The organism is Sinorhizobium sp. RAC02 (assembly GCF_001713395.1).
Classification (GTDB): Bacteria; Pseudomonadota; Alphaproteobacteria; order Rhizobiales; family Rhizobiaceae; genus Shinella.
This window is the reverse complement of the sequence record NZ_CP016450.1, coordinates 450,441-472,546: the sequence shown is the minus strand read 5'-3', so window position 1 is coordinate 472,546 and position 22,106 is coordinate 450,441. Positions and strand designations below refer to the sequence as shown.

Annotated in this window: 22 protein-coding genes and 1 tRNA gene; 4 read left to right on the top strand and 19 right to left on the bottom strand. The window is 61.6% G+C overall.

Features of this window, described 5'->3' with window-relative positions; all coding sequences use genetic code 11:
* Positions 1 to 33 precede the first annotated feature (33 nt).
* Positions 34 to 1,233, bottom strand: coding sequence for an amidohydrolase family protein (locus BSY16_RS02260; RefSeq protein ID WP_069058168.1), 1,200 nt, complete (start codon positions 1,231 to 1,233; stop codon positions 34 to 36).
* A gap of 27 nt (positions 1,234 to 1,260) precedes the next feature.
* Complete coding sequence (locus BSY16_RS02255; protein WP_069058167.1) at positions 1,261 to 2,547, bottom strand: NAD(P)/FAD-dependent oxidoreductase; 1,287 nt, start codon at positions 2,545 to 2,547, stop codon at positions 1,261 to 1,263.
* Between the two features lie 110 nt (positions 2,548 to 2,657).
* Here BSY16_RS02255 and BSY16_RS02250 point away from each other — a divergent pair, with 110 nt between their 5' ends.
* Positions 2,658 to 3,542: a MurR/RpiR family transcriptional regulator gene (locus BSY16_RS02250; RefSeq protein WP_069058166.1), complete on the top strand. Its 885-nt coding sequence runs from the start codon at positions 2,658 to 2,660 to the stop codon at positions 3,540 to 3,542.
* Between the two features lie 18 nt (positions 3,543 to 3,560).
* Here BSY16_RS02250 and BSY16_RS02245 read toward each other — a convergent pair whose 3' ends face one another.
* From BSY16_RS02245 to BSY16_RS02235, 3 genes are read right to left on the bottom strand one after another with little or no spacing between them, the layout of a single operon-like run.
* Positions 3,561 to 4,340, bottom strand: a complete 780-nt coding sequence (locus BSY16_RS02245; protein ID WP_069058165.1) for an ABC transporter ATP-binding protein — start codon at positions 4,338 to 4,340, stop codon at positions 3,561 to 3,563.
* Positions 4,333 to 5,061: an ABC transporter permease gene (locus tag BSY16_RS02240; protein WP_069058164.1), complete on the bottom strand. Its 729-nt coding sequence runs from the start codon at positions 5,059 to 5,061 to the stop codon at positions 4,333 to 4,335. Before BSY16_RS02240 ends, BSY16_RS02245 begins: the two co-directional genes overlap by 8 nt.
* Positions 5,061 to 5,780, bottom strand: a complete 720-nt coding sequence (locus BSY16_RS02235; RefSeq protein ID WP_069058163.1) for an ABC transporter permease — start codon at positions 5,778 to 5,780, stop codon at positions 5,061 to 5,063. The genes BSY16_RS02240 and BSY16_RS02235 overlap by 1 nt, the downstream gene beginning before the upstream one ends.
* A gap of 817 nt (positions 5,781 to 6,597) precedes the next feature.
* Between BSY16_RS02235 and BSY16_RS02225 the strand changes: the two genes are divergently transcribed.
* Positions 6,598 to 6,954, top strand: a complete 357-nt coding sequence (locus BSY16_RS02225; RefSeq protein ID WP_069058161.1) for a hypothetical protein — start codon at positions 6,598 to 6,600, stop codon at positions 6,952 to 6,954.
* 144 nt (positions 6,955 to 7,098) lie between these two features.
* On the opposite strand, the gene BSY16_RS02220 is transcribed toward BSY16_RS02225, so the two are convergent.
* Positions 7,099 to 7,341 (bottom strand): hypothetical protein, encoded by a 243-nt coding sequence (locus tag BSY16_RS02220; RefSeq protein WP_150129847.1) that lies wholly within the window; start codon positions 7,339 to 7,341, stop codon positions 7,099 to 7,101.
* 548 nt (positions 7,342 to 7,889) lie between these two features.
* Between BSY16_RS02220 and BSY16_RS02215 the strand changes: the two genes are divergently transcribed.
* Positions 7,890 to 8,105: a hypothetical protein gene (locus BSY16_RS02215; protein ID WP_069058159.1), complete on the top strand. Its 216-nt coding sequence runs from the start codon at positions 7,890 to 7,892 to the stop codon at positions 8,103 to 8,105.
* A gap of 306 nt (positions 8,106 to 8,411) precedes the next feature.
* Here the strand turns inward: BSY16_RS02215 and BSY16_RS02210 are convergent, their stop codons facing one another.
* Both BSY16_RS02210 and BSY16_RS02205 read right to left on the bottom strand, forming a co-directional pair.
* Positions 8,412 to 9,605, bottom strand: a complete 1,194-nt coding sequence (locus BSY16_RS02210) for a tyrosine-type recombinase/integrase (RefSeq protein ID WP_069058158.1) — start codon at positions 9,603 to 9,605, stop codon at positions 8,412 to 8,414.
* A 173-nt stretch (positions 9,606 to 9,778) separates the two neighbouring features.
* Positions 9,779 to 9,854, bottom strand: a tRNA-Ile gene (locus BSY16_RS02205).
* Between the two features lie 154 nt (positions 9,855 to 10,008).
* Between BSY16_RS02205 and BSY16_RS02200 the strand changes: the two genes are divergently transcribed.
* Positions 10,009 to 10,764 carry an SIMPL domain-containing protein gene (locus tag BSY16_RS02200; RefSeq protein WP_069061319.1) on the top strand — a complete coding sequence of 252 codons (756 nt, stop codon included), beginning with the start codon at positions 10,009 to 10,011 and terminating at the stop codon, positions 10,762 to 10,764.
* Positions 10,765 to 11,361: 597 nt separating this feature from the next.
* Here the strand turns inward: BSY16_RS02200 and BSY16_RS02195 are convergent.
* The 11 genes from BSY16_RS02195 to BSY16_RS02150 all read right to left on the bottom strand — a co-directional run bounded on the left by BSY16_RS02195 (position 11,362) and on the right by BSY16_RS02150 (position 22,094).
* Positions 11,362 to 11,763 (bottom strand): hypothetical protein, encoded by a 402-nt coding sequence (locus tag BSY16_RS02195; protein WP_069058157.1) that lies wholly within the window; start codon positions 11,761 to 11,763, stop codon positions 11,362 to 11,364.
* Between the two features lie 111 nt (positions 11,764 to 11,874).
* Positions 11,875 to 12,225: a nuclear transport factor 2 family protein gene (locus tag BSY16_RS02190; RefSeq protein ID WP_069058156.1), complete on the bottom strand. Its 351-nt coding sequence runs from the start codon at positions 12,223 to 12,225 to the stop codon at positions 11,875 to 11,877.
* 57 nt (positions 12,226 to 12,282) lie between these two features.
* Positions 12,283 to 12,705 carry a secondary thiamine-phosphate synthase enzyme YjbQ gene (locus tag BSY16_RS02185; protein ID WP_069058155.1) on the bottom strand — a complete coding sequence of 141 codons (423 nt, stop codon included), beginning with the start codon at positions 12,703 to 12,705 and terminating at the stop codon, positions 12,283 to 12,285.
* Between the two features lie 13 nt (positions 12,706 to 12,718).
* Positions 12,719 to 12,844, bottom strand: a complete 126-nt coding sequence (locus tag BSY16_RS32655) for a hypothetical protein (RefSeq protein ID WP_286157171.1) — start codon at positions 12,842 to 12,844, stop codon at positions 12,719 to 12,721.
* A gap of 54 nt (positions 12,845 to 12,898) precedes the next feature.
* Positions 12,899 to 13,252, bottom strand: a complete 354-nt coding sequence (locus BSY16_RS02180; RefSeq protein WP_069058154.1) for a DUF1428 domain-containing protein — start codon at positions 13,250 to 13,252, stop codon at positions 12,899 to 12,901.
* A 106-nt stretch (positions 13,253 to 13,358) separates the two neighbouring features.
* A complete protein-coding gene (locus tag BSY16_RS02175; protein ID WP_069058153.1) occupies positions 13,359 to 15,002 on the bottom strand; it encodes an alpha/beta hydrolase in 1,644 nt (547 codons plus the stop codon).
* Between the two features lie 84 nt (positions 15,003 to 15,086).
* The gene (gene eglC / locus BSY16_RS02170; protein ID WP_069058152.1) at positions 15,087 to 16,478 is read right to left on the bottom strand and encodes an endo-1,3-1,4-beta-glycanase EglC; all 1,392 of its coding nucleotides are present in this window, start codon (positions 16,476 to 16,478) and stop codon (positions 15,087 to 15,089) included.
* Positions 16,479 to 16,935: 457 nt separating this feature from the next.
* A complete protein-coding gene (rpoD, locus tag BSY16_RS02165; RefSeq protein ID WP_069058151.1) occupies positions 16,936 to 18,990 on the bottom strand; it encodes an RNA polymerase sigma factor RpoD in 2,055 nt (684 codons plus the stop codon).
* Between the two features lie 423 nt (positions 18,991 to 19,413).
* Positions 19,414 to 19,761: a GFA family protein gene (locus BSY16_RS02160; protein WP_069058150.1), complete on the bottom strand. Its 348-nt coding sequence runs from the start codon at positions 19,759 to 19,761 to the stop codon at positions 19,414 to 19,416.
* Positions 19,762 to 19,835: 74 nt separating this feature from the next.
* Entirely contained in the window at positions 19,836 to 20,873 is a 1,038-nt protein-coding gene (gene tdh, locus BSY16_RS02155) for an L-threonine 3-dehydrogenase (RefSeq protein ID WP_069058149.1), read from the bottom strand.
* 33 nt (positions 20,874 to 20,906) lie between these two features.
* Complete coding sequence (locus tag BSY16_RS02150) at positions 20,907 to 22,094, bottom strand: glycine C-acetyltransferase (RefSeq protein WP_069058148.1); 1,188 nt, start codon at positions 22,092 to 22,094, stop codon at positions 20,907 to 20,909.
* Between the last annotated feature and the right edge of the window lie 12 nt (positions 22,095 to 22,106).

The following is a 22,106-nucleotide window of genomic DNA, read 5'->3' as shown; positions in this document are numbered from 1 at the left end:
CCTCTTTGCCAATGTTTGAAGTTGTGTGTTCGCTCAGGCGCCGACGAGCGCACCGTCCTTCGCGACGGGGATACCCTTGCGGTAGACAGACCGGCGGACGGGACGGGATGCGACGGCGTCGGCCGGCGTTTCGGCCCGCACCAGAAAGAAGGTGGCGTCGCAGCCGGGCTCCAGGCCGTAACCTTGAAGGGCCATGGTACGCGCGCCGCCATGGGTGCACAGGCCGAGTGCCAGTTCGATATGAATGTCGTTGATGAAGTCGTTGCGCTGCGAGACGATGGCCGCGCGATCGAGCATGTCGGCATTGCCGAAGGGCTGCCAGGTGTCGCGCACGCCGTCACTGCCCGAGCAGATTTTCACGCCCATGTCGCTGAGATCGAGCACCGGCGGCCGTGGGCTCGCCGCACCACCCTTGGTCATCAGGTGCACGCCGGCCTCCGCCATCATGCCGCCGAGCCGCGCCAGCGGCCTGTCGGCCAGCATGCCGAGGCAGAAGCCATGGCTGACCGTCACCCGGTCCGCCATGCCGAGAGCCTTCGTGCGCTCCACGATGAGTTCGATGGCGAAGACACCGAGGGCGTCGGGTTCGTGCAGGTGGATGTCGACCGGTTTTCCATGCCGCTCGGCCATCGCAAAGATCGTGTCGAGATGGCCCTTGGGGTCGCGGTCGACGCCAGACGGATCGAGGCCACCCACCACGTCGGCGCCCGCGCGCATCGCCTGTTCCATCAGCTCAACCGTGCCGGGGCGGATCAGCATGCCGCTCTGCGGGAAGGCGACGATTTCGATATCGACAATGTCGCGGTAGCGTTCACGCGAGGCAAGCACGCCTTCGAGCCCGGCAAGGCCGTATTCCGTATCGATATCGACATGGGTGCGGATATGGCTGGTGCCGTTGGCCACGGAACGCTCGATCTGTGCGGCCGACTGGCGCGCGGGATCGATGCCGAGCTCGCGCTTCATCCGCCGCTCGTTCTCGATGAGGTCGATCAGCTCCAGACCGACATCGTTGCGATACCAGGGCATGCCGAGCAGCGTCTTGTCGAGATGGGTATGGGCATCGACGAGGCCCGGCAGCATGAGCAGGCCTTCGCCGTCGACGACGGGGATCGCCGCCGCAAGGGGACGGGAACCGTGCGGAAGGATTTCGGCGATCCGCCCATCGCGGATCACCACGTCCTTCGCCGCCGCTCCGTTCGGCCTCACATTGATGAGAGCAAATTCAGTCGACATGGGGGGTCTTCTCCATAGGTCCGCAATTCAGCCGAAACGGCTCATGGCGTAGGGTGCGGGATCGGCGAAGGGTGTTTCGCCGGTCATCATTTCCGCCAGCAACCGCCCAGTGACGGGGCCGAGCGTCAGGCCGTGGTGATTGTGGCCGAAGGCGAACCACAGGCCCTTGTGGCGCGGCGCCGGGCCAATGATCGGGCGCATGTCCGGCAGGCAGGGCCGCGCGCCCATCCAGGGCTCCGGCTCGATGCGCCGGCCGAGCGGAAAGATTGCGCGGGCATGGGGTTCGGTCTGGTTGATCTGGACCGGCGTTGCCGGCTCGTCGCGGTGGGCGAACTCGATGCCCGTCGTCAGGCGGATGCCCCGCGCCATCGGCGCGAGCAGATAGCCACGTTCTACATCGACAACCGGATGGTTGAGCACGGCATCGCCGGCCGGCTCGATATGCACGTGATAGCCACGCTTGACGGCGAGCGGCACGCGGTAGCCGAGCGGCTTGTAAACCGTATCCGACCACGGCCCGAGCGCCACCACGGCCTCACGGGCGTTAATGCGGCGGCCGTCCGCGACAAGGCTCCATCCGCCTTCGTCTGCGGCAAGGCTCGTCGCATCGCCCCGGACCACCGCACCACCGCGGCGGGTGAAGAGTGCGGCATAGTCTACCACCAGCCCGCCGGGATCGGCGGTCGTGGCGGGGTCGAGCCAATGGACGGCTCCTGCAAACTGGCCCATCAGATGCGGCTCTCGGACGGAAAGCTCCTGCGGGTCGAGGAAATCGTAGCGAATGCCGAATTCATCCAGCGCGCGCGCCGCGCGCTTGGCCGCGGAAAACGCCCCTTCGCTGCGATAGGCCTCTATCCACCCGGTGCGCCGCGCCCGGTACTGAATGCCGGCCTCGGCCATCAGCGCGGTATGTTCGAGGAGCGAACGTTCGATAAGCGGCAGCATGTCGAGCGCGGCACGGCGCAAGCGTCGGGCGGAGGATTCCAACCAGAAACGGGCGAGCCACGGAAGGACTTTTGGCAGAAACCGCCAGTGGAAGCGCACATCGGCGGAACGGTTCGTCGCATATTTCAACAGTGTTGCGATTTCGCGTGGAAATCCGTAGGGAATGACGCTCGCCCGCTCGATGAGCCCGGCATTGCCATAGCTCGTCTCCTCACCCGGCGCGCGGCGGTCGACCAGCAGCACTGATTTGCCGCGCTTCTGCAGGTGGAGCGCCACCGAGACGCCGATAATGCCGGCGCCGAGCACCAAAACATCCACATCAGGACGCTGGCTCTCTGAACGGGGGGACGATCCGGATGATTGATGCATGATGATAGTTTTCTGACTTTATTTTGTGCTGCGTTAATTATATAACATTACGAAACGACCCTCCCGCAGGGTTTTCAAGCGGGCGAGAGTGGAAAGACGGCGGGGGCGACATGCGGGACGGCAATTGGGTGGACGACAGTTCGGTGCGACAGCGGCTGGCCAAGGCCTCGAAGGAGGCGACGGCCTCGGGCAAGGCGCTGGCGAATTTCATGCTGGCCCATATCAGCGACCTGCCCTTCGAGACCTCGCGTAGCGTCGCGGACAAGGTGGGCGTCAGCGAATTGACGGTCGGCCGCTTCTGCCGTTCGATCGGCTACGATGGTCTCAAGGATCTCAAGGATCGGCTGAAGGACGACATCAGCGACAGCCCGTGGCTGCTCGGTGACCGGTTGAAGGACCTGCAGCAAAAGAGCGCCACCGAGCCCGCCCTGGCGCGCAGCCTGGAGCTTGCGGTTGCCTCGGTCGTGCGCGTCTACGACTATGCCCAGACGGAGGCCTGGGACCGCGCAGCGCGACGCATCGCCGGGGCCGACCGGGTTTTCGTCGCCGGCTTCCAGACCGAGCGCGGCCTTGCCGAGGCCTTCGCGCATATGCTGCGCTACCTGCGCGACGAGGTGACGCTGGTGGATGTCGCCGGCGGCAACTTCGCCGAGGTGCTCCTGACCGATCCGGCCGGCTGCACGCTGGTGCTGGTCGACGCCCGTCGCTACTCGCACCAGTCCAAACTGCTTGCCACCAAGGCGGCCGAGCGCGGCATACCCATCACCATCGTCACCGACCTCTATTGCGACTGGGCCGGGAGTTACGGCGACGAGGTCTTTGCCGTGCCGACCGACCTCAACCTCTTCTGGGATGCGACCTCCGGCATGTGGACGCTGTTGCAGCTTCTCCTGAACAGTGTCTTCTCCCATTGCGGGCCTGCCGTCGAGGAGCGGCTGCATGATGTTGCCAGCCTCTACGAAAGCTTTGTCGGCTACAGCCGCAGCCTGAAATAACGCCGTCATCCGCATGTCCTAGCCGTGCGAGGAGATGAACTTGCGGAAGCGCTCCGAGCGCGGCGCGGTGAAGACCTCCGACGGCGCGCCGTCCTCTTCGATCTGCCCCTGGTGCAGGAAGATGACGCGGTTGGAGACATCGCGGGCAAAGGCCATCTCGTGGGTCACGACCAGCATGGTGCGCCCCTCGTCGGCAAGCGCGCGCATGACGCGCAGCACCTCTCCCACCAGTTCCGGGTCGAGTGCCGAAGTCGGCTCGTCGAAGAGCATGACCTTCGGCCGCATGGCGAGCGCCCTTGCAATGGCCGCGCGCTGCTGCTGCCCACCGGAAAGATGCGCCGGGTAATAGTCGCGCTTGTCGGCGATGCCGACCTTGGCGAGCAGATCCAAAGCCTCCTCGCGGCATTCCGCCTTCGGTCGCTTCTGCACATGGACAGGCGCTTCCATGAGGTTTTCAAGGATGGTCATGTGAGACCAGAGATTGAAGCTCTGGAACACCATGGCGACATTGGTGCACAGGCGGCTCAGCTGCCTGACATCGGCGGGCTGGCGGCCATGGCGGCCGTTCTTCAGGCGGATCGCTTCGCCCTTGATATGGATTTCACCCTCGGTCGGCACTTCCAGCATGTTGATGCAGCGCAGCATCGTGGATTTGCCGGAGCCCGAGGAGCCGAGCACGGAAACCACCTCGCCTTCCCGCGCATCGAAGGAAATCCCCTTCAGCACTTCCAGTGCGCCAAAACTCTTGCGCAGGTTGCGGACGGAAACGGCGGGCGTGATGGATGCGGTTTCAGGCATGTTGCAACGCAGCTCCGGAAGAGGCGGGTGTCGGGACAGGACGCAGATGCGGCGACAGCCGCCATTCGATGAACGCCACGAGACGGGTGATGGCGAAGTTCAGCGCGAGATAGATGAACCCCGCGACAAGGAAGACTTCCAAGGCCCGGTAGGACTGGGAGATCAGCTTGGCGGCAAGACCTGTCACTTCCAGCATGGTGATGACGGAGGCGAGCGACGTCGCCTTGATCATCAGGATGACCTCGCTGGCATAGGCCGGCAGAGCCTGGCGAAGGGCGATGGGAAAGATGATGCGGCGATAGAGCAGGAAGCCCCACATGCCGCTGGCGCGCGCCGCCTCGACCTGCTGGTGCGGCACGGCCTGCAGTCCGCCGCGCAGGATCTCGCTGCCATAGGCCGCCGTGTTGAGGCTGAGCGCGAAGATCGCGCACCAGTAGGGTTCGCGAAAGAACACCCAGAGGCCCATGGATTGCAGGGACGGCCGGAACTGTCCGAGGCCATAGTAGATGACGAACATCTGCACGAGCAGCGGCGTGCCACGGAAGACGAAGACGTAGAATTGTGCGACCCAGCCAACCGGGCGCAGGGACGACATGCGCATCAGCGTGAGCAATACTGCCAGCACCGCGCCCAGCGCCGTGGAAACGAGCGCGAGATTGAGCGTCAGCGGTATGCCGGCAAGAAGCTGCAGGAAGGTTTCCCAAAGGAAGACGATATCCATCATGCCCTCCTGACGCCGCGCAGCGAGCGGGCTTCTGCCTGGCGGAAGAGGTAGGAGGAGACAGCCGTGATCACGAGATAGAGCAGTGCGGCCGTGATGTAGAAGTCGAAGGGACGGCGGGTGGAGCCGGCCGCGATCTGCGACTGACGCAGCAACTCGACGAGGCCGGTGACGGAGATCAGCGCCGATTCCTTCAGGACGAGCTGCCACGTGTTGCCGAGGCCGGGAATGGCGTAGCGCAGCACCTGCGGGGCAATGATGCGGCGAAACCGCAGCCACGTCCCCATGCCGACGGAACGCGCCGCTTCCAGTTCGCCGCGGCTGATCGTGTTGAAAGCGCCGCGAAAGACTTCCGCCTGGTAGGCGCCGGAGACGACACCGATGGCGAGCACACCGGTCATGAAGGCCGGCATGCCGATGAAACCTTCCGCACCAAAGAGCCGCCCAACGGCGCCAAGCGCCGCGCTGCCGCCGAAATAGAAGAGGTAGATGACGAGCAGATCCGGAATGCCGCGCAACACGGTCGTGTAGCCATCGCCGAAGGCGCGCAGCGCGCCGCTGCGGGAAAGCTTTGCGCTGGTGATGCCCGCGCCGATGACAGAGCCCGCCGCAAAGCCGCCGACCGCGACGGCAAGCGTCATGCCCGTCGCCGTCAGCAAGGCAGCTCCCCAACCCTCCGGGCCGAAACCGACAAGATCAAAGAAGGACGCCCCCTGCATCAGCACCCTCCCCTGGGCGCAAACAGGCCGCCGCCGGAGGCCAAGCGCCAGCGTGTATCAGTCATCGATGTTCCTCCGTGAACCCGCACTCCTCAGCGGGCAGGCCCTATACAGGGCAATGTCAGTTTTATAACTGTATGCGATAATACTGTCAATTAACTGACAATGCAGTGTCGAAATTTTTACAAATGCCCGATTTCGCGCAAAAACCCCGCGCAGCCTCTTGAGTTATCGTGGAGCGCCGAGGAACCAACGCAGAGAAAATGGCTGAAATTCGTATGCACCAGTATTGATAAGTGCATGCATTTTGGCACGCCTCAAGGGCTGCACTTCAAACGCGCCACCAAACTGCGCGGCAACATGGCCGACCTGCATAGCAGTTCGACGTCACGGCCCCTGACGCGGCGTAGATGAGGCGGTAGCTTTGTTGGGCGAGGCGGTGATCTACTACAACCACTTCAAGCACGGCTTTAACCGGTCCCAATGGTCGCAGTTCAGCATCATCGATCAATACCAGTCTCTTCAACTTGGGTTGGAGGATACTGCGCAGATGCGGCTTAGCGCGATCGAGACGGGCTACGAGGTTGGCCCTTCAGCAACAGGGCCAATTCCTGGCGAGTACCCAGGTAGTTCGCTGCCATCTGTGTCCGCTTTGGGCGTGAGTGTCCGCAACTCACTGCAGCCGCTGTCATGAATGCCGCGGCTGGTGGTCTTGCCCTGGAGATTTATCTCGCGCGACAGGTTGCGGACTGCCTCCCTGGAATATTTGATCAAGTAAAGCAAAATCAAAGCCACTCCCTATGTCTGGAGCCTCCAAATGAATGACCTTGACCTATCTCCGGATTTTTATATCAACTGGTCGGCGGGCGATGACTTCAGGTCCGGCCAAATCTACCACTTTAAGAGAAACAAGACAGGCGGTTCGCTATCGACGCCCGTTGCCCGCTTCTTCATCACAAGCGCAAGAATTGCAGCCGAAGGATTCTTTCCTCACCATCGGCTCGATTGCTTCATATCCAATACCGAGTTGGTTCTAAAACCCGAACAACTGGCAAGAGATCTATTCGAAGCCTTAAAAAGCAGCGGCTTGGTCGGCGAACCAACATGGTTGGGCTGGCATGTCGCCGAAGAGCGAGGCGGAGCACCTTACGGCGAGGTCTTCGACTTCGATTAATATTACGCGTTCAGTCACCGCAATCGGCAACTTTTCATATCGTTTACGCAGTATGGCACCCGAACCTGTCCCGGCGACGCGTTGACTGGTAAGGCAGCGCGGAATGGCGGAAGAGGCTGCCGTGTTTCTCAGAACCTAGGGCAATCACCCCAGCCAGAACGTTCGATCCCAGACCGGGACCGACCCAGCGACCTCGAAAATGATCGTGCGAACGCGCTGAACCACTGCCGGCGGAACGCGCCCCTGGATGATGATCGCCTGCGGCTCGTATCGGATATCGATCTGATATTGAGCGCAGAGTGCATCATATGCGACCGCAGCATTTATGGACGCGCGCAGGCCGTACCCTTGTGCACCGAAGCCGCCGCCAAGAGATGCTTGGAACATCTCACCCTCCACTGTTTTCATATATTCTTGAAAACGGATGGAGTGCTTCTAGGGTTCCGGCTGCGTTATCAATAAATGCAATAATATTAGAGGGATGGCTCAACAATCAAAGCAACGACATGCCCAAAGGACCCGGCCCATTTCTGAGCCGAGTCCTATCCACCCCCGGATGACACTCGACACCCTCGCGGGATACAGCGAGCGCGTCTATTAACTTTGACACAACCCTCCAAGATTCCTTACTCGCCTCTTCCCTTGCTAATCAGCACCATTCCTAAGCGCTTCGGGCCTCGCTGAACGTCACACCCAGCGTCACGGCGACAAGGCCGATAACGTTAAGGGCTCCCACCCTCATGAGCATCTGTTGCATGCCGAAACAAATCCGTGCGCAGCGGCACTTCCTGAACAATAACGCACTAGTCTTCTAACAAAAAATTATTAGCCATTGAATATATTCCCCGCCTTAACCGTAAGAGTATCGTCAATCGGCATCGCGAAGTGAAAATCATCTTGCGAAACCGCTAGAAACTCATTACGGAGACTGATGCATGGCCTGGTTGCAGTTAACGACGGAGAACAACTCCCCCATACTGCTCGATTCCGAGAAAATACTGCTCATCAAACCACACGTTGTGGGGGCACACATCACCCTCACGATCAGCGCCGAAAACCAGGAAGGCAAGCCGTCCCTTAGGACAGCAACCGTTCGTGAGGATGTTGGCTACATCGGCAAACTCATGAAAGCCATCGTATCTAAACGTTAGCCTATCGTCCGGCGCGAACTGTTTCAGTCCGTGGCGGTAGGCCCTCAGGTGAGCGGGCGACCGGGGATGGAGTGAGGGTGTTGCAATCATGGCAAAAACCTTCCTTCCGGCAGTCCATCGGCTTGTGACGTGCGGTCAGAACGGCCTCGGATTTAAGGAGGTCACCTATCTCGTCCATTACGCCACCATCTTCCGGCGCTTATCGCGCAGTCCGCTCGTACGATATTTCAACTGCAAATCTATTATATAGAGCACACAGAATCGCCAATTACGTGCGATCAGGAAATCATAGATTGACGCTGGGTATCATCGGCCGGTCTGTGCAGTCATCTCAATGTAATTGGACCACCAAACGAGCATTTTTCTTCTATCGGGCAGCCATTCCGCCGAATTGTAAGCCGCGCGCACGCCATCACGCTCGGCATGCGCAAGCTGGCGTTCGATCCAGTCGCGATTGAACCCGTGCTCGTTCAAGATAGTGCTCGCCGTACCGCGCAAGCCGTGGACCGTCGCCTTCGAATGATAGCCCATCTTGTAGATCGCGTAGATCAGGGTGTTTTGGGAGATTACGCCGTTGAGCGTCTTGGCTGGCAGGATGTAGGGACTGTCGCCGGAAAGCTGGTTTAGCTCGGCCAGTATCTGCTCGACCTGCGGCGTGATCGGAACCAAGTGCTCGGCGCGCGCCTTCATCCTCTCGGCCGGAATGCGCCAAAGCGCTCGTTCGCCGCCGAGCGCCTCGAATTCCGACCACAAGCCGAAACGGACCTCCGAGGTGCGCAGGAAAGTATGCAGCACGAGCTTGAGGGCTAGGATGGTCTTGCGGTCGCCTTGGTAGGCATCCAGCGTCGACAGGAACTCGGGAAGGTCGGCCTCTTTGAGCGCCGTGCGGTGCTTCTTCGGGCCTGCGGATCGCAATGCGCCGCGAATGTCCTGAGACGGATCGCGGGTCGCAAGCCCGCTGGCGATTGCATACCGGAAGACCTGCCCGCTGACTTGCATGAGGCGTCTTGCGAGAACAACGGCACCACGCTTTTCGATCTGGCGAATCGCGTCCAACAATTCCGGCGGTTCGATTTCGTTGATGGGCCTGCGGCCGATGACCTTGAAGATGTCGGCTTCGAGCCTGCGAAGAATCCGGTCGGCATACCCTTCCGTCCACCCGGCCTTCTGCGCGTCGAACCATTCCCGCGCGACAGTTTCGAACGTATTGCCGGCCTCCAGCCGCTTCTTTCGCTTTTCCTGTTTCTTGTGCTCGCCGGGGTCGATGCCGCGCGCCAGCAGCTCCTTGGTCCGGTCGCGATGGTCACGCGCATCTTTCAGGCTGACAGCCGGGTAAATGCCTAGGGAAAGCGTCTTCTGCTTGCCGTGGAAGCGGTAGGCCAGCCGCCAGAGCTTACTTCCCCGTGGTTCGATGAGCAGGAAAAGACCGCCCCCATCACTGATTTTCTGGGGTTTGTCGGAAGGTTTGGCATTTCGGCAGAAGACATCGGTCAAAGGCATTGTTGGTATTTTGCCCCAAGCAGCGAATAAACACCAACGAAGCTACCAACAATTTGGCCGGATGTCACCGCGCGCCGGCAAACTTTGGACAAATGAAGTGCTGAAACCCATTGAAAAACCGCGATTATCTCGCATCCCATCATCCAAGCTGGACTATACTGGATGATGGGGAGTGGTGGGCCCGGAGGGACTCGAACCCCCAACCAAGCGGTTATGAGCCGCCGGCTCTAACCATTGAGCTACAGGCCCGGCCCGGCGGGTCTGCCGGGGTCGTCGGTCAATGGCAACCGACGATGTGGATCGTCTAGACGAATTCGTTGCCGCTCACAAGCGCCGCCGTATTCTCTACACAATCCCGGGCGAAGAACGGGGCAAGGGACACAACCATCAGGAGACATTCTTTATGATCCACGGGACCTTGGGCCGCCGGACCGGCGCCAGCCTTTTTGCACTTTCGCTGGCCCTCGCCGCAGCCGTTCCGCTCGCCGCCAAGGCTGAGGAGGCTGCCAAGCCGCGCGAGGCGACCATCATCGTCACCGGTGAAGGCACCGCTGAAGTCGCGCCTGACATGGCGCTGGTCGATCTCGGTGTCGTCAAGGATGCCAAGACCGCCCGCGAGGCGCTCGATGCCAACAACAAGGCCATGGCCGAAGTCCTCGCCGCGCTGAAGGAAGCCGGCATTGCGGAGCGCGACCTGCAGACCTCCGGGTTCATGATCAACCCGCAGTACCAGTATCCGCAGAGCTCGACGGGCGAAAACCCGCCGCCGATCTTGACCGGCTTCCAGGTCACCAACACCGTAACGCTGCGCGTGCGCGATCTCGCAAAGCTCGGCGAGATCATGGACAAGGCCGTGACGCTCGGCGCCAACCAGGGCGGCGGCATCCGCTTCACCAATGACAAGCCGGAAACGGCCGTCAGCGCCGCCCGCAAGAAGGCCGTGGAAAACGCCGTCGCCAAGGCGAAGGAACTGACCGAAGCCGCCGGCGTCGATCTCGGCCGCGTATTGGAAATTTCCGAAACCAGCTATCGCGCCGAACCGATGCCAATGATGCGCGCCATGGCGAAGGACTATGCCGAAGGCGGCGCCGTACCACTCGCCACCGGCGAGAACAGCTATGCGGTAACCGTCAACGTGACGTTCGCACTCGGCAAGTGAAACCGATTGATCGCTTTCAAAAGAGGGGCCGGGAAACCGGCCCCTTTTTTGTTTCTACGGCTATCGTGTCACCCGGCCGTCGCCGCGGGCACGCAAACGGGATCGACCGCGAAATGGCGCAGCTGCGCCAATCCGTCAGCGTGCTGGCGGGACCTCGGCCGCACGAATGTCAGTCGCCACAACCGATACCGTCGCCGGCCACTTCCGCCGCATAAAATCTACTGGATGTCAAAGCACCGGCTTAGCCCGCGCCATGAGCGGCAACGCGCGTGAAAGGCCGCTCTTTTCACAGAATTCGGCCATCGACGCGGGGGAAGAGCGGCCCAGCAGCGCCCCATCCCCTGCGTCATCTCCCACGGCCGATGTCCTGATGCCTATGTGGCATCATCCCACCAGCCTGGTCGGTCAAGCCGCCCGCATAGATACCTACGGAACAACTGCCTACGCGGTGCCGGCAATGGTCCTCTTCAAGACGAGAGCTGCCCTGTACTGCCAAAATGCAAAAACCCTCCCGGTCGAAACCGGGAGGGCGGCCGCTCGCCGGCCGGGGGTGACGTGACGAGCGGTTTCCGTCAGGGAGCAGCCAGCACCCTCCTCTTAACGCCACATGGTCGGGCAGCCACGGTCGTTAACAAAAACGATACGGCTGAAGCCGCCGTGACGATAACCATCGACAACGACCCGGCGCGGCGACATGTCGACGACGCGGGCGCGGCGCAGGCCGAAATCGCGGGCCTTGGCCACGGCTAGATCCGGCGAGCAGCGGCCACGACGGCCCGTTTCATGACGGCGCTCGTGACGGCGATCCCAGCGGTCATGGCGACGATCCCAGCGGTCACGGCGCCAGCCATTGTCGTGCACTTCGAGGAAACCGTTGCGATAGCCGACCGTTTCGATCGTCACGTCGAGGCCTGCGGCAGAGGCGACCGGCACCGAGGCGGTCAGCGCGCCAAGACCGAGAACCGCGGCAAGAATGGATTTTTTGAGAAAGCTGGCCATCGAAGGATCTCCTGTTTCGGTCCGCCGAACCGTCGTGTTCGGCGATTGAGGAAACCTTAGAAGGGTCAGGCTGAACGCAGGCCGAAGCCGCCGTTCAGCCTGCATTCAACTTCATGAAACGGCGAAGAAGGCAATGCGGGTGATCGATCCTTCGTCGAGCTCGAGCAGCAGGATCTTTTCCGCCGAGTAGCTATCGCCGCCGGCTCTCTTGCCGTGCGCCGTCAGCTTGATCGCGACGTTGCTGCCGAGGGCATCGCTCATCACAAGGGCGTCGTCGTAGCTTTCGTCAAAGGCCTCGAAATGCCGGGCAAGACGCGCGCGCAACGCTTCGCGGCCATTGTCCATGCCCTCGCCGATGCCGGAAATCGAGACGTCCTCGTGAACCTTGGCAGCAAGGGCGGCAAAGTCGCGGCTGTTCAGCGCCTCGATCACGGCATGATTGATGCTTTCGGTGTTCGCCATGGATCTCTCCTCTCGATGGATCACCGCAGGAACGTTCCACTGTGTGAACGTGTTCCGTCAAGAGCCGAGATGCAGCACGATTTCCCGGCGATGCGGCCGGTCCCGATGCTCGAAGAGATAGAGGCCCTGCCAGGTGCCGAGTGCGAGGCGACCGTTCATGACGGGTATGCCGATCGAGATCTGCGTCAGGGCCGCCTTGATATGGGCCGGCATGTCGTCCGGCCCTTCCATCGTGTGCACGATCCAGCGCATGGACGGGTCGTCGGAGGGCGGCACAAGGCGGCGGAAGAACTGGTCGAGATCGCGCCGCACATCCGGATCGGCATTTTCCTGGATGAGCAGCGAGCAGGATGTGTGGCGGACGAAGACCGTCAGCAGCCCCTCTTCCACAGCCGCACCGCGCACGAAGGCCGCGGCATCGCCGGTGAACTCATAGAGACCCTGCCCGCGTGTTTGGACCGTCAGGATTTTCTGCGCCATGGCGCCCGGCGCCTCAGCCGATCGCCCAGAACAGGGTGCCGACCACGAGGATGAAAGCGATGATCACGCCCATGAAGCGTGCGAGGCCGGCATTGGTATCCGTGGTGGTGCCGACGATCGCGTAATAGAGATCCATCATGGGCGCGTCCTTTGCAAAGCTATCCAGCGCAGTGATAGCCTAACCGGCCGGTGCTCACAACTCGACGATGGCCTGGAAGCCGCCATAGATCATGCGCTTGCCATCGAAGACATCCTTCCAGGCATCGCCCTTCAGGCGCTCGTCGGCCATGACCTTGGCGACGATTTCATCACGCCGCGCGCGCGATTCATAGGTGATCCAGGCGAAGATCACGATCTCGTCCTCCTTTGCCTGCACGGCGCGCGGAAACGAGGTGAGTTCGCCATAGGGCACGTCGTCGCCGATGCACTCGACATAGTCGATCGCGCCATGCTTCTTCCAGACGGCACCCGCCGTGCGCGCCATCTCCTTGTAGGCTTCGACATTGGCCTTCGGCACGGCGAGCAAAAATCCATCGACATAGGTCATGATCGTCTCCTCCTTGGTTTGGACATGACAAGGACGTGGATCACGCCGCCGATCCGACAAGGGGCAGATTTTTTTATCAGCACGGTCCGGCGCTCTGAAGCCGGACTTACCGCCCCGCGCGGAACTTCTCCTTCAGCCGCGCAATGTCCGCGGCACTCCAGTCCATGACGTCGGTCACCGCGATCCACGGGTCGATATAGTGCTCGCCGGCATAGACATGCCCCAATCCCATGGGCGTCGTCGTCGCCATCGCCATATCCAGCGTCAATTGCAGGAAGGTGACCACCGGGTACCATTGGAAGTCGGGCGAGACATCCGGCCCGCGCGGCACGTCCATCCAGGATGGCTGACGGTAGAAGGAATAGGGATCGTAGAAGACGATCGGATCGCTGGCATATTGCAGGTAGACGATGCGCATCGGCCCCCAGTGATCGCCCGCCTCCGGCAGCACATTGCGCTGGCTGGTGAAGCGCACATAGGAGCCGTCGCGGAAGCGCGGCAACCAGGCTGGCGTGCCGGGATTGCGATCCGCCGTCATCTTGCGCCAGATCCGGCTCGGGAATGGCGGACCGGCCCACAGCGCGCCCTGATAGGGGTCGCCGATCACCTCGAAGAGTTCCGCCGATTGCTCCGATGACAGCGCCCCGAGGCTGAGGCCGTAGAGATAGAGCTTGGGGCGGCTCTCCTTCGGTAGCGTCGTCCAGTGGCCGTAGATGGCGTGAAAGAGCGCGCGGGCCGCTTCCGCGCCGTAGTCCGGCTCGGCGAGCAGCGAGAGCCAGCTTGCGAGATAGGAATACTGGATGGCGACGCTGGCGATGTCGCCATGATGCAGGTACTCGACCGTATCGATCCCCTCGGGATCGACCCAGCCGGTGCCGGTCGGCATGACGATCAGCAGTGTCGAGCGCTCGAAACCGCCGACGCGGATCAGCTCGTCCAGCGCGACCCTGGCCCGAGCCTCCGGCGTCTCGGCGGCATTGAGGCCGGCATAGACCCGCAGCGGCTCAACAGCCGGCTTGCCGGTGAAGGCAGCAATATCCGCCGCCGTCGGGCCGCTTGCCACGAAGGAACGGCCCATGCGGCCAAGCTCGCCCCAGCGCACCAGCGAGGCGGCACTTCCCGATTTCAGCGGTCCGGACGGTTCTGCCGTATCCGGCTCGATCACCTGGTCAAGCCGGCGGAAGGACGAATCGGCCGTGTGCAGCACGAAGCGTACGAGCAGGCCATCGGCCAATGTCCAGAACAGTGTGGCGGCCAGTACCGTACCAATGACATAGGAGAGCCGACGTGGGGCGGCACGGCGCGACGTGCTGGCAAACAGTCGCACGAACAGTGCAAAGAGACGCCCCAGAGCAAGAAAGACAAGGAAGACGGCAAGCGCGATGAGGCCGACATAGAACGGATGCGCCGTCTCGATCGGCGGCAGGTGCATCAGCGAGCGGATGGAATTCTGCCATTCGGCCGTGCGCCACAGGAAGACCAGCGCGACCAGGCCGCAGGCGCCGCCGACTATCGCCTTCAGTCCCAACCGCACACGGTCCTTCGGCTCCGGCAGTTCCAGCCAGAACCACAACGCGGCAAGCAGCACGCCAAGGCCGTAGCCACAGGCCATGGCGACGCCGGACAGCAGGCCCTGCGTCACATAGGTGCGCGGCAACAGGCTCGGCGTCAGCGAGGCGGCGAAAAGCAATGTACCGACGATCAAGCCCGCAGCGGAAAAACCCGCGAAACCCGCAATCCGCTTCAGCATTCCCTTGAGCGCTCCCGCATTCGACATATCGCCGGCAGACTTGCATGGGGGCGATGCGGGTGCAAGGAAACCACGGCGGAAAGGCTACGCCAACCAGTCGTCCAGTGCATAGGCGCGAATGTAGTCGACCTTCAACTCGGCGCCGTCATCCAGCCCGGCATCGGGCTTACCCGCCACTCCGCCGACCGCCAGATTGACGATCATATACATCGGGTCGTGCATATCGTCTGGGGTTTCGGCGCTGGCGACCGCGACATTGTCGAAATACCAGACGATCTTCTCGGGCGTCCAGAGCACACCGTAGTTGTGGAACCCGCCGGTGTCGTCGACCGTGACGGCGCTGGAGATCGAGCTGCGCTTGCCAGTCTCGTTCGAATGGACCGTGACATGGACCGTGTTAGGATCCTGGCCGCGCATTTCCACCACGTCGAGTTCGGGCGGCCAGGAGCCATCCGCGGGCAGCAGCCAGAAGGCTGGCCAGGTTCCACGCTCGTCGGGCATATCGGCGCGGATCTCGAAGTAGCCATAGGTTTGGGAAAAGGAGGAATGCGTCGTCAGCATGCCGGACGTGTATTCGTAACCGTCGATGATCGGGCGGATATCGTCGGGCGTCTTCTCCGCCGTAATCGTCAGAACGCCGTCATCGACCGAAAACGGATTGACCGTCGAGGTCGGGCCGTAGGACGGGTTCACATACCACTGCTTTTCACCGTTTTCGGTCAGCGTCGCGCCCTTTTCCGGCGCCCACCAGTGCCGGGTGTCCCATGTGCCGCCGTTATCCGAAAGGCTCAGCCCGTTGAAATGATCGACGAAGGTCAGCGCCAGTGCCGACCTGTCGAGCGCGAGGCGGAACTGGTCGGGCCGGAAATCGGCGATCGTCGTATCGGCGAAGACAAAACTCTCCCCGCCACCGAGCGCAAGGCGCACATCGTCTCCCTCCTGGTCCATGGCGGCAAGCACGCCCGCGAAGGAGGTAAGGCCGTAGCCATCAAGGCGCAGCGTGTCGTCCGCGCCGAAATCCGTGACAAGATCGCTGCCATTGCCCTTGCGGATGACGAAGATGTCGGCACCCCCGCCTCCGATCAGCACGTCGTTGCCCGCACCGCCGTCTATCGTCTGGCTGCCGGAACCGCCGGTCAGGATATTGTCGAGACCGTTGCCGAATGCGTAGCGGCCATGGCCGGTGACGGTGAGGTTCTCGATATGCGCCGGCAGCGTATAGCTCATCCAAGTGGAGATCGTATCGATGCCCTCCCCGCCCGCCTCGAACGCCCGATTGCGGGTCGAATAGAGGTAGTAGATGTCATCGCCGGCGCCACCAGCCATCGTGACATCGACCGCGCCGTCACCCCACATCGAATCGTTCCTGGCCGTGCCGTTCAGCCGGGGGCCTGATCCTGTGGCGGAAAACCATGCAGAAGAGCCACCGCTGTAGTGAAGGGAAACGCCAAGGGCGTTCAGAATGCTGCCGGCCATATATCCAATCCTCGTTGCGCGCACGCTCCTCCCCGCAATGCGCTCTTCAATCCAATGACATGCGGCAAGGCTAGCAGCGGGGGGCGAACGCGTCGAATCGACCCGCGCCTCGGACAGGTCTGCGGCGAGAGCGGGTGTCCACCGGGCAAGCTCCTAATATGGCTAGTAAAACAGGATGTTGTGGGAAATTACCGGTGGTCGGCAGGTTGGCGCGGATGTCCCAAGGCATGACACAACCCATCCCAGCCTTAACCCTCCGTCACCCGTTCCGGCACATTGCGGGTGGGAAAAACCGGCAGTCTCCCCCAGAGAGTTCTTGAGTTTCAGAGGATTAAACCAGGACCTCAATTAGCGGGTCGTGGCAGAGGCTGATTTATCCGGCACCCTGTGCACAAATGCAAAAAGCCGGGCGCAAGGCCCGGCTTTCGTCTTGTTGTGGATCCACAGTCCAGCGGACTTAGCTGTCCAGGAAGCTTCTCAGCTTGCGGGAGCGGCTCGGGTGCTTGAGCTTGCGCAGCGCCTTCGCTTCGATCTGGCGGATACGTTCGCGGGTAACCGAGAACTGCTGGCCGACTTCTTCGAGCGTGTGGTCCGTGTTCATGCCGATACCGAAGCGCATGCGCAGCACGCGCTCTTCGCGCGGCGTGAGCGATGCCAGCACGCGGGTCGTCGTCTCGCGCAGGTTGGCCTGAATGGCGGCGTCGATCGGCAGAAGCGCATTCTTGTCCTCGATGAAATCGCCGAGATGCGAATCCTCTTCGTCACCCACGGGGGTTTCGAGCGAGATCGGCTCCTTGGCGATCTTCAGGACCTTGCGGACCTTTTCGAGCGGCATGGCGAGCTTTTCGGCCAGTTCTTCCGGGGTCGGCTCGCGGCCGATCTCGTGCAGCATCTGGCGCGACGTCCGGACGATCTTGTTGATCGTCTCGATCATGTGCACAGGGATACGGATCGTGCGCGCCTGGTCGGCGATCGAACGGGTGATCGCCTGACGAATCCACCACGTCGCGTAGGTGGAGAACTTATAGCCGCGGCGATACTCGAACTTGTCGACCGCCTTCATGAGGCCGATATTGCCTTCCTGGATGAGATCCAGGAACTGAAGGCCACGGTTCGTGTACTTCTTGGCGATCGAAATCACGAGACGGAGGTTGGCTTCCACCATCTCCTTCTTGGCGATGCGGGCTTCGCGTTCGCCCTTCTGCACCATCGAAACGATGCGGCGGAATTCGGCGATCGAGATGCCGGTTTCCGTGGCGAGATTCTGGATCTCCTGGCGGATATCGCGGATCGTCGTATTTTCCGAGCGTGCGAATTCCTTCCAGCCGCGGGCGGCCAGATTGGCGATCGACTTCATCCAGTTCGGATCGAGTTCCGCGCCGGAATACTGTTCCAGGAACGAATCGCGCTTGACGCCATAGCTTTCGGCAAGGCGCAGCAGGCGGCCTTCGTTCTGCATCAGGCGCTTGGAGATGTCGTAGAGCTGCTCGACAAGGCTGTCGACACGGTTCTGGTTGAGCGACAGCGACTTCACGGCCGTGATCAGCTCGTCCTTGAGCTCCTTGTAGCGGCGCTCCTGGGCAGGAGAGAGCGTACCGGTCGCCTGCAGGCGGGCTTCCACCTGCTGGTCCTGCAGCTTGCGCAGCTTCTTGTAGGTCTCGGCGATCGTGTCGAGCGTTTCCATGACCTGCGGACGCAGTTCCGCTTCCATGGCGGCAAGCGAAAGGTTCGATTCGTCGTCGTCCTCTTCCTCTTCCTCCGCCGGCATGCTGTCGCCGCCGACATTGGTGATGTCGTCGTCGTTGGCAGCGCGTGGCTTGCGGGTCCGTTCCTTTTCTTCGGCAGCCTTGCGGTCGGCCTCGATCTTTTCCGGGCTCTGGAACTGCGGGGCAGCCTTCGCCTCGGGACCGGAATAGGTCGTCTCGAGGTCGATGATCTCGCGCAGCAGCGTCTGGCCTTCGTTGAGTTCATCCCGCCAGATGATGATGGCCTGGAACGTCAGCGGGCTCTCACAGAGGCCGGCGATCATCGTCTCGCGGCCGGCTTCGATACGCTTGGCGATGGCGATTTCGCCCTCGCGCGACAGGAGTTCCACGGAACCCATTTCGCGCAGGTACATACGAACCGGATCGTCCGTGCGGTCGGTCGGCTCCTTCTTCTTGGCGGTCGCAAGCGCGGTGCCGCTGGAAGGTGCGATCTCGCCGCCTTCGCTCTCGTTGTCGTCGTCGCTCGCCTCGTCTTCGCCGCCCGGGGCCGCCTCTTCGGCGTCCTCGTCCTCGATGACGTTGATGCCCATGTCGGAGAGCATGGCCATCGTGTCTTCGATCTGCTCCGAGGTCACTTCCTCGGAAGGCAGGACAGAATTCAGCTCGTCCATCGTGACATAGCCGCGCTTCTTGGCGGCTTTGATCATCTTCTTGACTGCATCATCGGAAAGATCGAGAAGTGGGCCGTCGGATGCGCCTTCGCGTTCGTTTTCGACTTCCTCGTTCTCTTTGACCTTTGTCGCCATTTATTTCGTCGCTTTCCTGAGCATCCAGTTTTCAAGCGGTTAGGGTTTCCGCAGCCGATCGCCCTTCGGCATGCGCAATCGCCTTTCGGCGCCCCTGACCTAACGGATTGACAATTAAATCCTGATTAACCACATCCCGGCCCGCGGGACTATGGATATGTTGCCGAGGCAACACAATTGACATGACTTCCCGATCTGCCGTACCCATTCCTTGCTCGCCAACAATGGTGATTCCCAGAATTTTCGGTTCCGTCAAGCTTTTCCGGCAAAAAAGCCGCAAAAGGTTACGATTCGGGTTCGCAAGCGGACAAGTCGGCGGATCCGGGTGATTGAGCCTTCATGTAGGCGCAAATCCCGGAAAGACAAGAGCCGCTCTCTTTGCCCCACCGATCCTCCATGCACACCGATTCGCACGCCTGAGTTTTAAAACGACCGTCCATCGACCTTGGTGATGGTCAATGTCTCAAGATCGATCGCCGGAATGCAGCGCAGATTGATCGCCGCCATGCTGTTTCCCTTTGGATCCTTGCCCTCGCCATACGGCGCAATGCCGCAATTGGCACAGAAGTGATGCTCGATGACGTGGCGGTTGAACTGGTAGGTGGAAACCTTCTCCGCGGGCGACACCAGCGTGAACTGATCCGCAGGCACGAAGGCAAGGAGCCCGCCGCGCCGGCGGCACAGGGAACAGTTGCAGTCCAGCCCCGTGTCGAACTCCCCTTCCACTTCAAAAGCGATATTGCCGCAGTGGCAGCTTCCTTCGTACTTCATCGCGAAACTCCTCCCGATTCCTTATTTCCGCATGTCGTTGTCGCAAAACCGCTACGCCCTTTTGCGCGACATTCTCAGTGCCAATCCATGACGACCTTGCCGGAATTGCCCGAGCGCATCGCCTCGAAGCCGTCGCGGAACTCGTCGATCTTGATGCGGTGGGTGATGATGGGCGAGAGGTCCAGCCCGCCCTGCACGAAGGCGATCATCTTGTACCAGGTCTCGAACATTTCCCGGCCATAGATGCCCTTCAACGTCAGCATCTTGAAGATCACCTTGTTCCAGTCGATGCCGAAACCATCCGGCGCGATGCCGAGAATGGCGATCTTGCCGCCATTGTTCATCGTGTCGATCATCGAGCGGAAGGCCGGTGGGGCGCCGGACATTTCCAGGCCGACGTCGAACCCTTCCGTCATGCCGATCTCCGTCATCACTTCGGCCAGATCCTGCTTCGAGGCGTCGACGACATAATCGATGCCGACCTTGCGGGCGAGATCGAGGCGAACGGGATTGATGTCGGTGATGACGACCTTTCGCGCGCCGGAGCGCTTTGCGACCATCGCTCCCATGATGCCGATCGGCCCGGCACCGGTGACGAGCACGTCCTCGCCTACCAGGTCGAAGGAGAGCGCGGTGTGCACGGCATTGCCGAACGGGTCGAAGATCGCCGCCACCTCGTCCGGCACCTCGTCGGGGATCGGCACGACATTGTGCTCGGGAATGCAGACGAACTCGCCGAAGGAGCCCGGTCGGTTGACGCCGACGCCCTTGGTGTAGTGGCACAGGTGCCCACGGCCGGCGCGGCAGTTGCGGCACTTGCCGCAGACGATATGCCCCTCGCCCGAAACGCGCTCGCCGACATGGTACTTGGTGACGGACGAACCGATCTCGGCAATCTCGCCGACGAACTCATGGCCGACGACCATCGGCACCGGAATGGTCTTCTGGGCCCAATGGTCCCAGTTCCAGATATGCACGTCCGTGCCGCAGATCGCCGACTTCTTCACTCGGATGAGCACATCGTTCGGCCCGACCTCCGGCACCGGAACGGTCTCCATCCAGAGGCCGACTTCAGGTTTCGCTTTAACCAGCGCACGCATCATGTTCGACATGACGAAATCTCCACAAGGGACTCAGAGGATTCTTTAAATGACGCCCAGCTCGCGTCCGACATCGGCGAAAACTTGAATCGCTTTGCGAACATCCGCCTCGCTATGCGCTGCCGACATCTGCGTGCGGATGCGTGCCTGGCCGCGCGGCACGACGGGGAAGGAAAAGCCGACGACATAGACGCCCTTGGTCAGCATGCGCGATGCCATTTCCTGCGCGAGCGTGGCATCGCCCAGCATGACCGGAATGATCGCATGCCCCTCACCCGCCAGGGTAAAGCCGAGCTTCGTCATCTCCGTGCGAAACAGATCTGCATTGGCATAGAGGCGCTGGCGCAGCGCGTCACCATTGTCGATCAGGTCGAAGACCTTAAGCGAGGCGGCCGCGATGACCGGGGCGAGCGTGTTGGAGAAGAGGTAGGGCCGCGAGCGCTGGCGCAGCCATTCCACCACTTCGCGCTTGCCCGACGTATAGCCGCCGGACGCGCCACCGAGCGCCTTGCCGAGCGTGCCGGTGATGATATCGACGCGACCTTCGACGCCGCAATGTTCCGCGGAGCCCCGGCCGTGTTTGCCGACGAAACCGACCGCGTGGCTGTCGTCGACCATGACCATGGCGCCGTATTTTTCGGCAAGGTCGCAGACACCCTGCAGGTTGGCGATGATACCATCCATCGAGAAGACGCCGTCCGTGGCGATCATCTTGAAGCGCGAGCCTTCCGCCTTCTTCAGTTCCTCCTCCAGCGCCGCCATGTCGTTGTTGGCATAGCGGAAGCGCTTCGCCTTGGAGAGCCGCACGCCGTCGATGATCGAGGCATGGTTCAGCGCATCCGAGATGATGGCATCCTCTTCAGACAGCAGCGTCTCGAAGAGGCCACCGTTCGCGTCGAAGCACGAGGAATAGAGGATCGTGTCCTCCAACCCGAGAAAGGTCGAGATACGGGCTTCGAGCTGCTTGTGCTCCTCCTGCGTGCCGCAGATGAAACGCACCGAGGCCATGCCGTAGCCGTAGCGGTCGAGCGCCTTCTTCCCGGCCTCGGCCAGTTCTTCGTTGTCGGCAAGGCCAAGATAGTTGTTGGCGCAAAAATTCAACACGCGCTCGCCCGAGGCGACGGCGATCTCACCGGCCTGCTTGGAGGTGATGACGCGCTCGGACTTGTAGAGACCGGCGGACTTGAGGCCGTCGAGTTCGGATTGCAGATGGGCGACGAAGGCGGAGGTCATGGGCGCGCACTC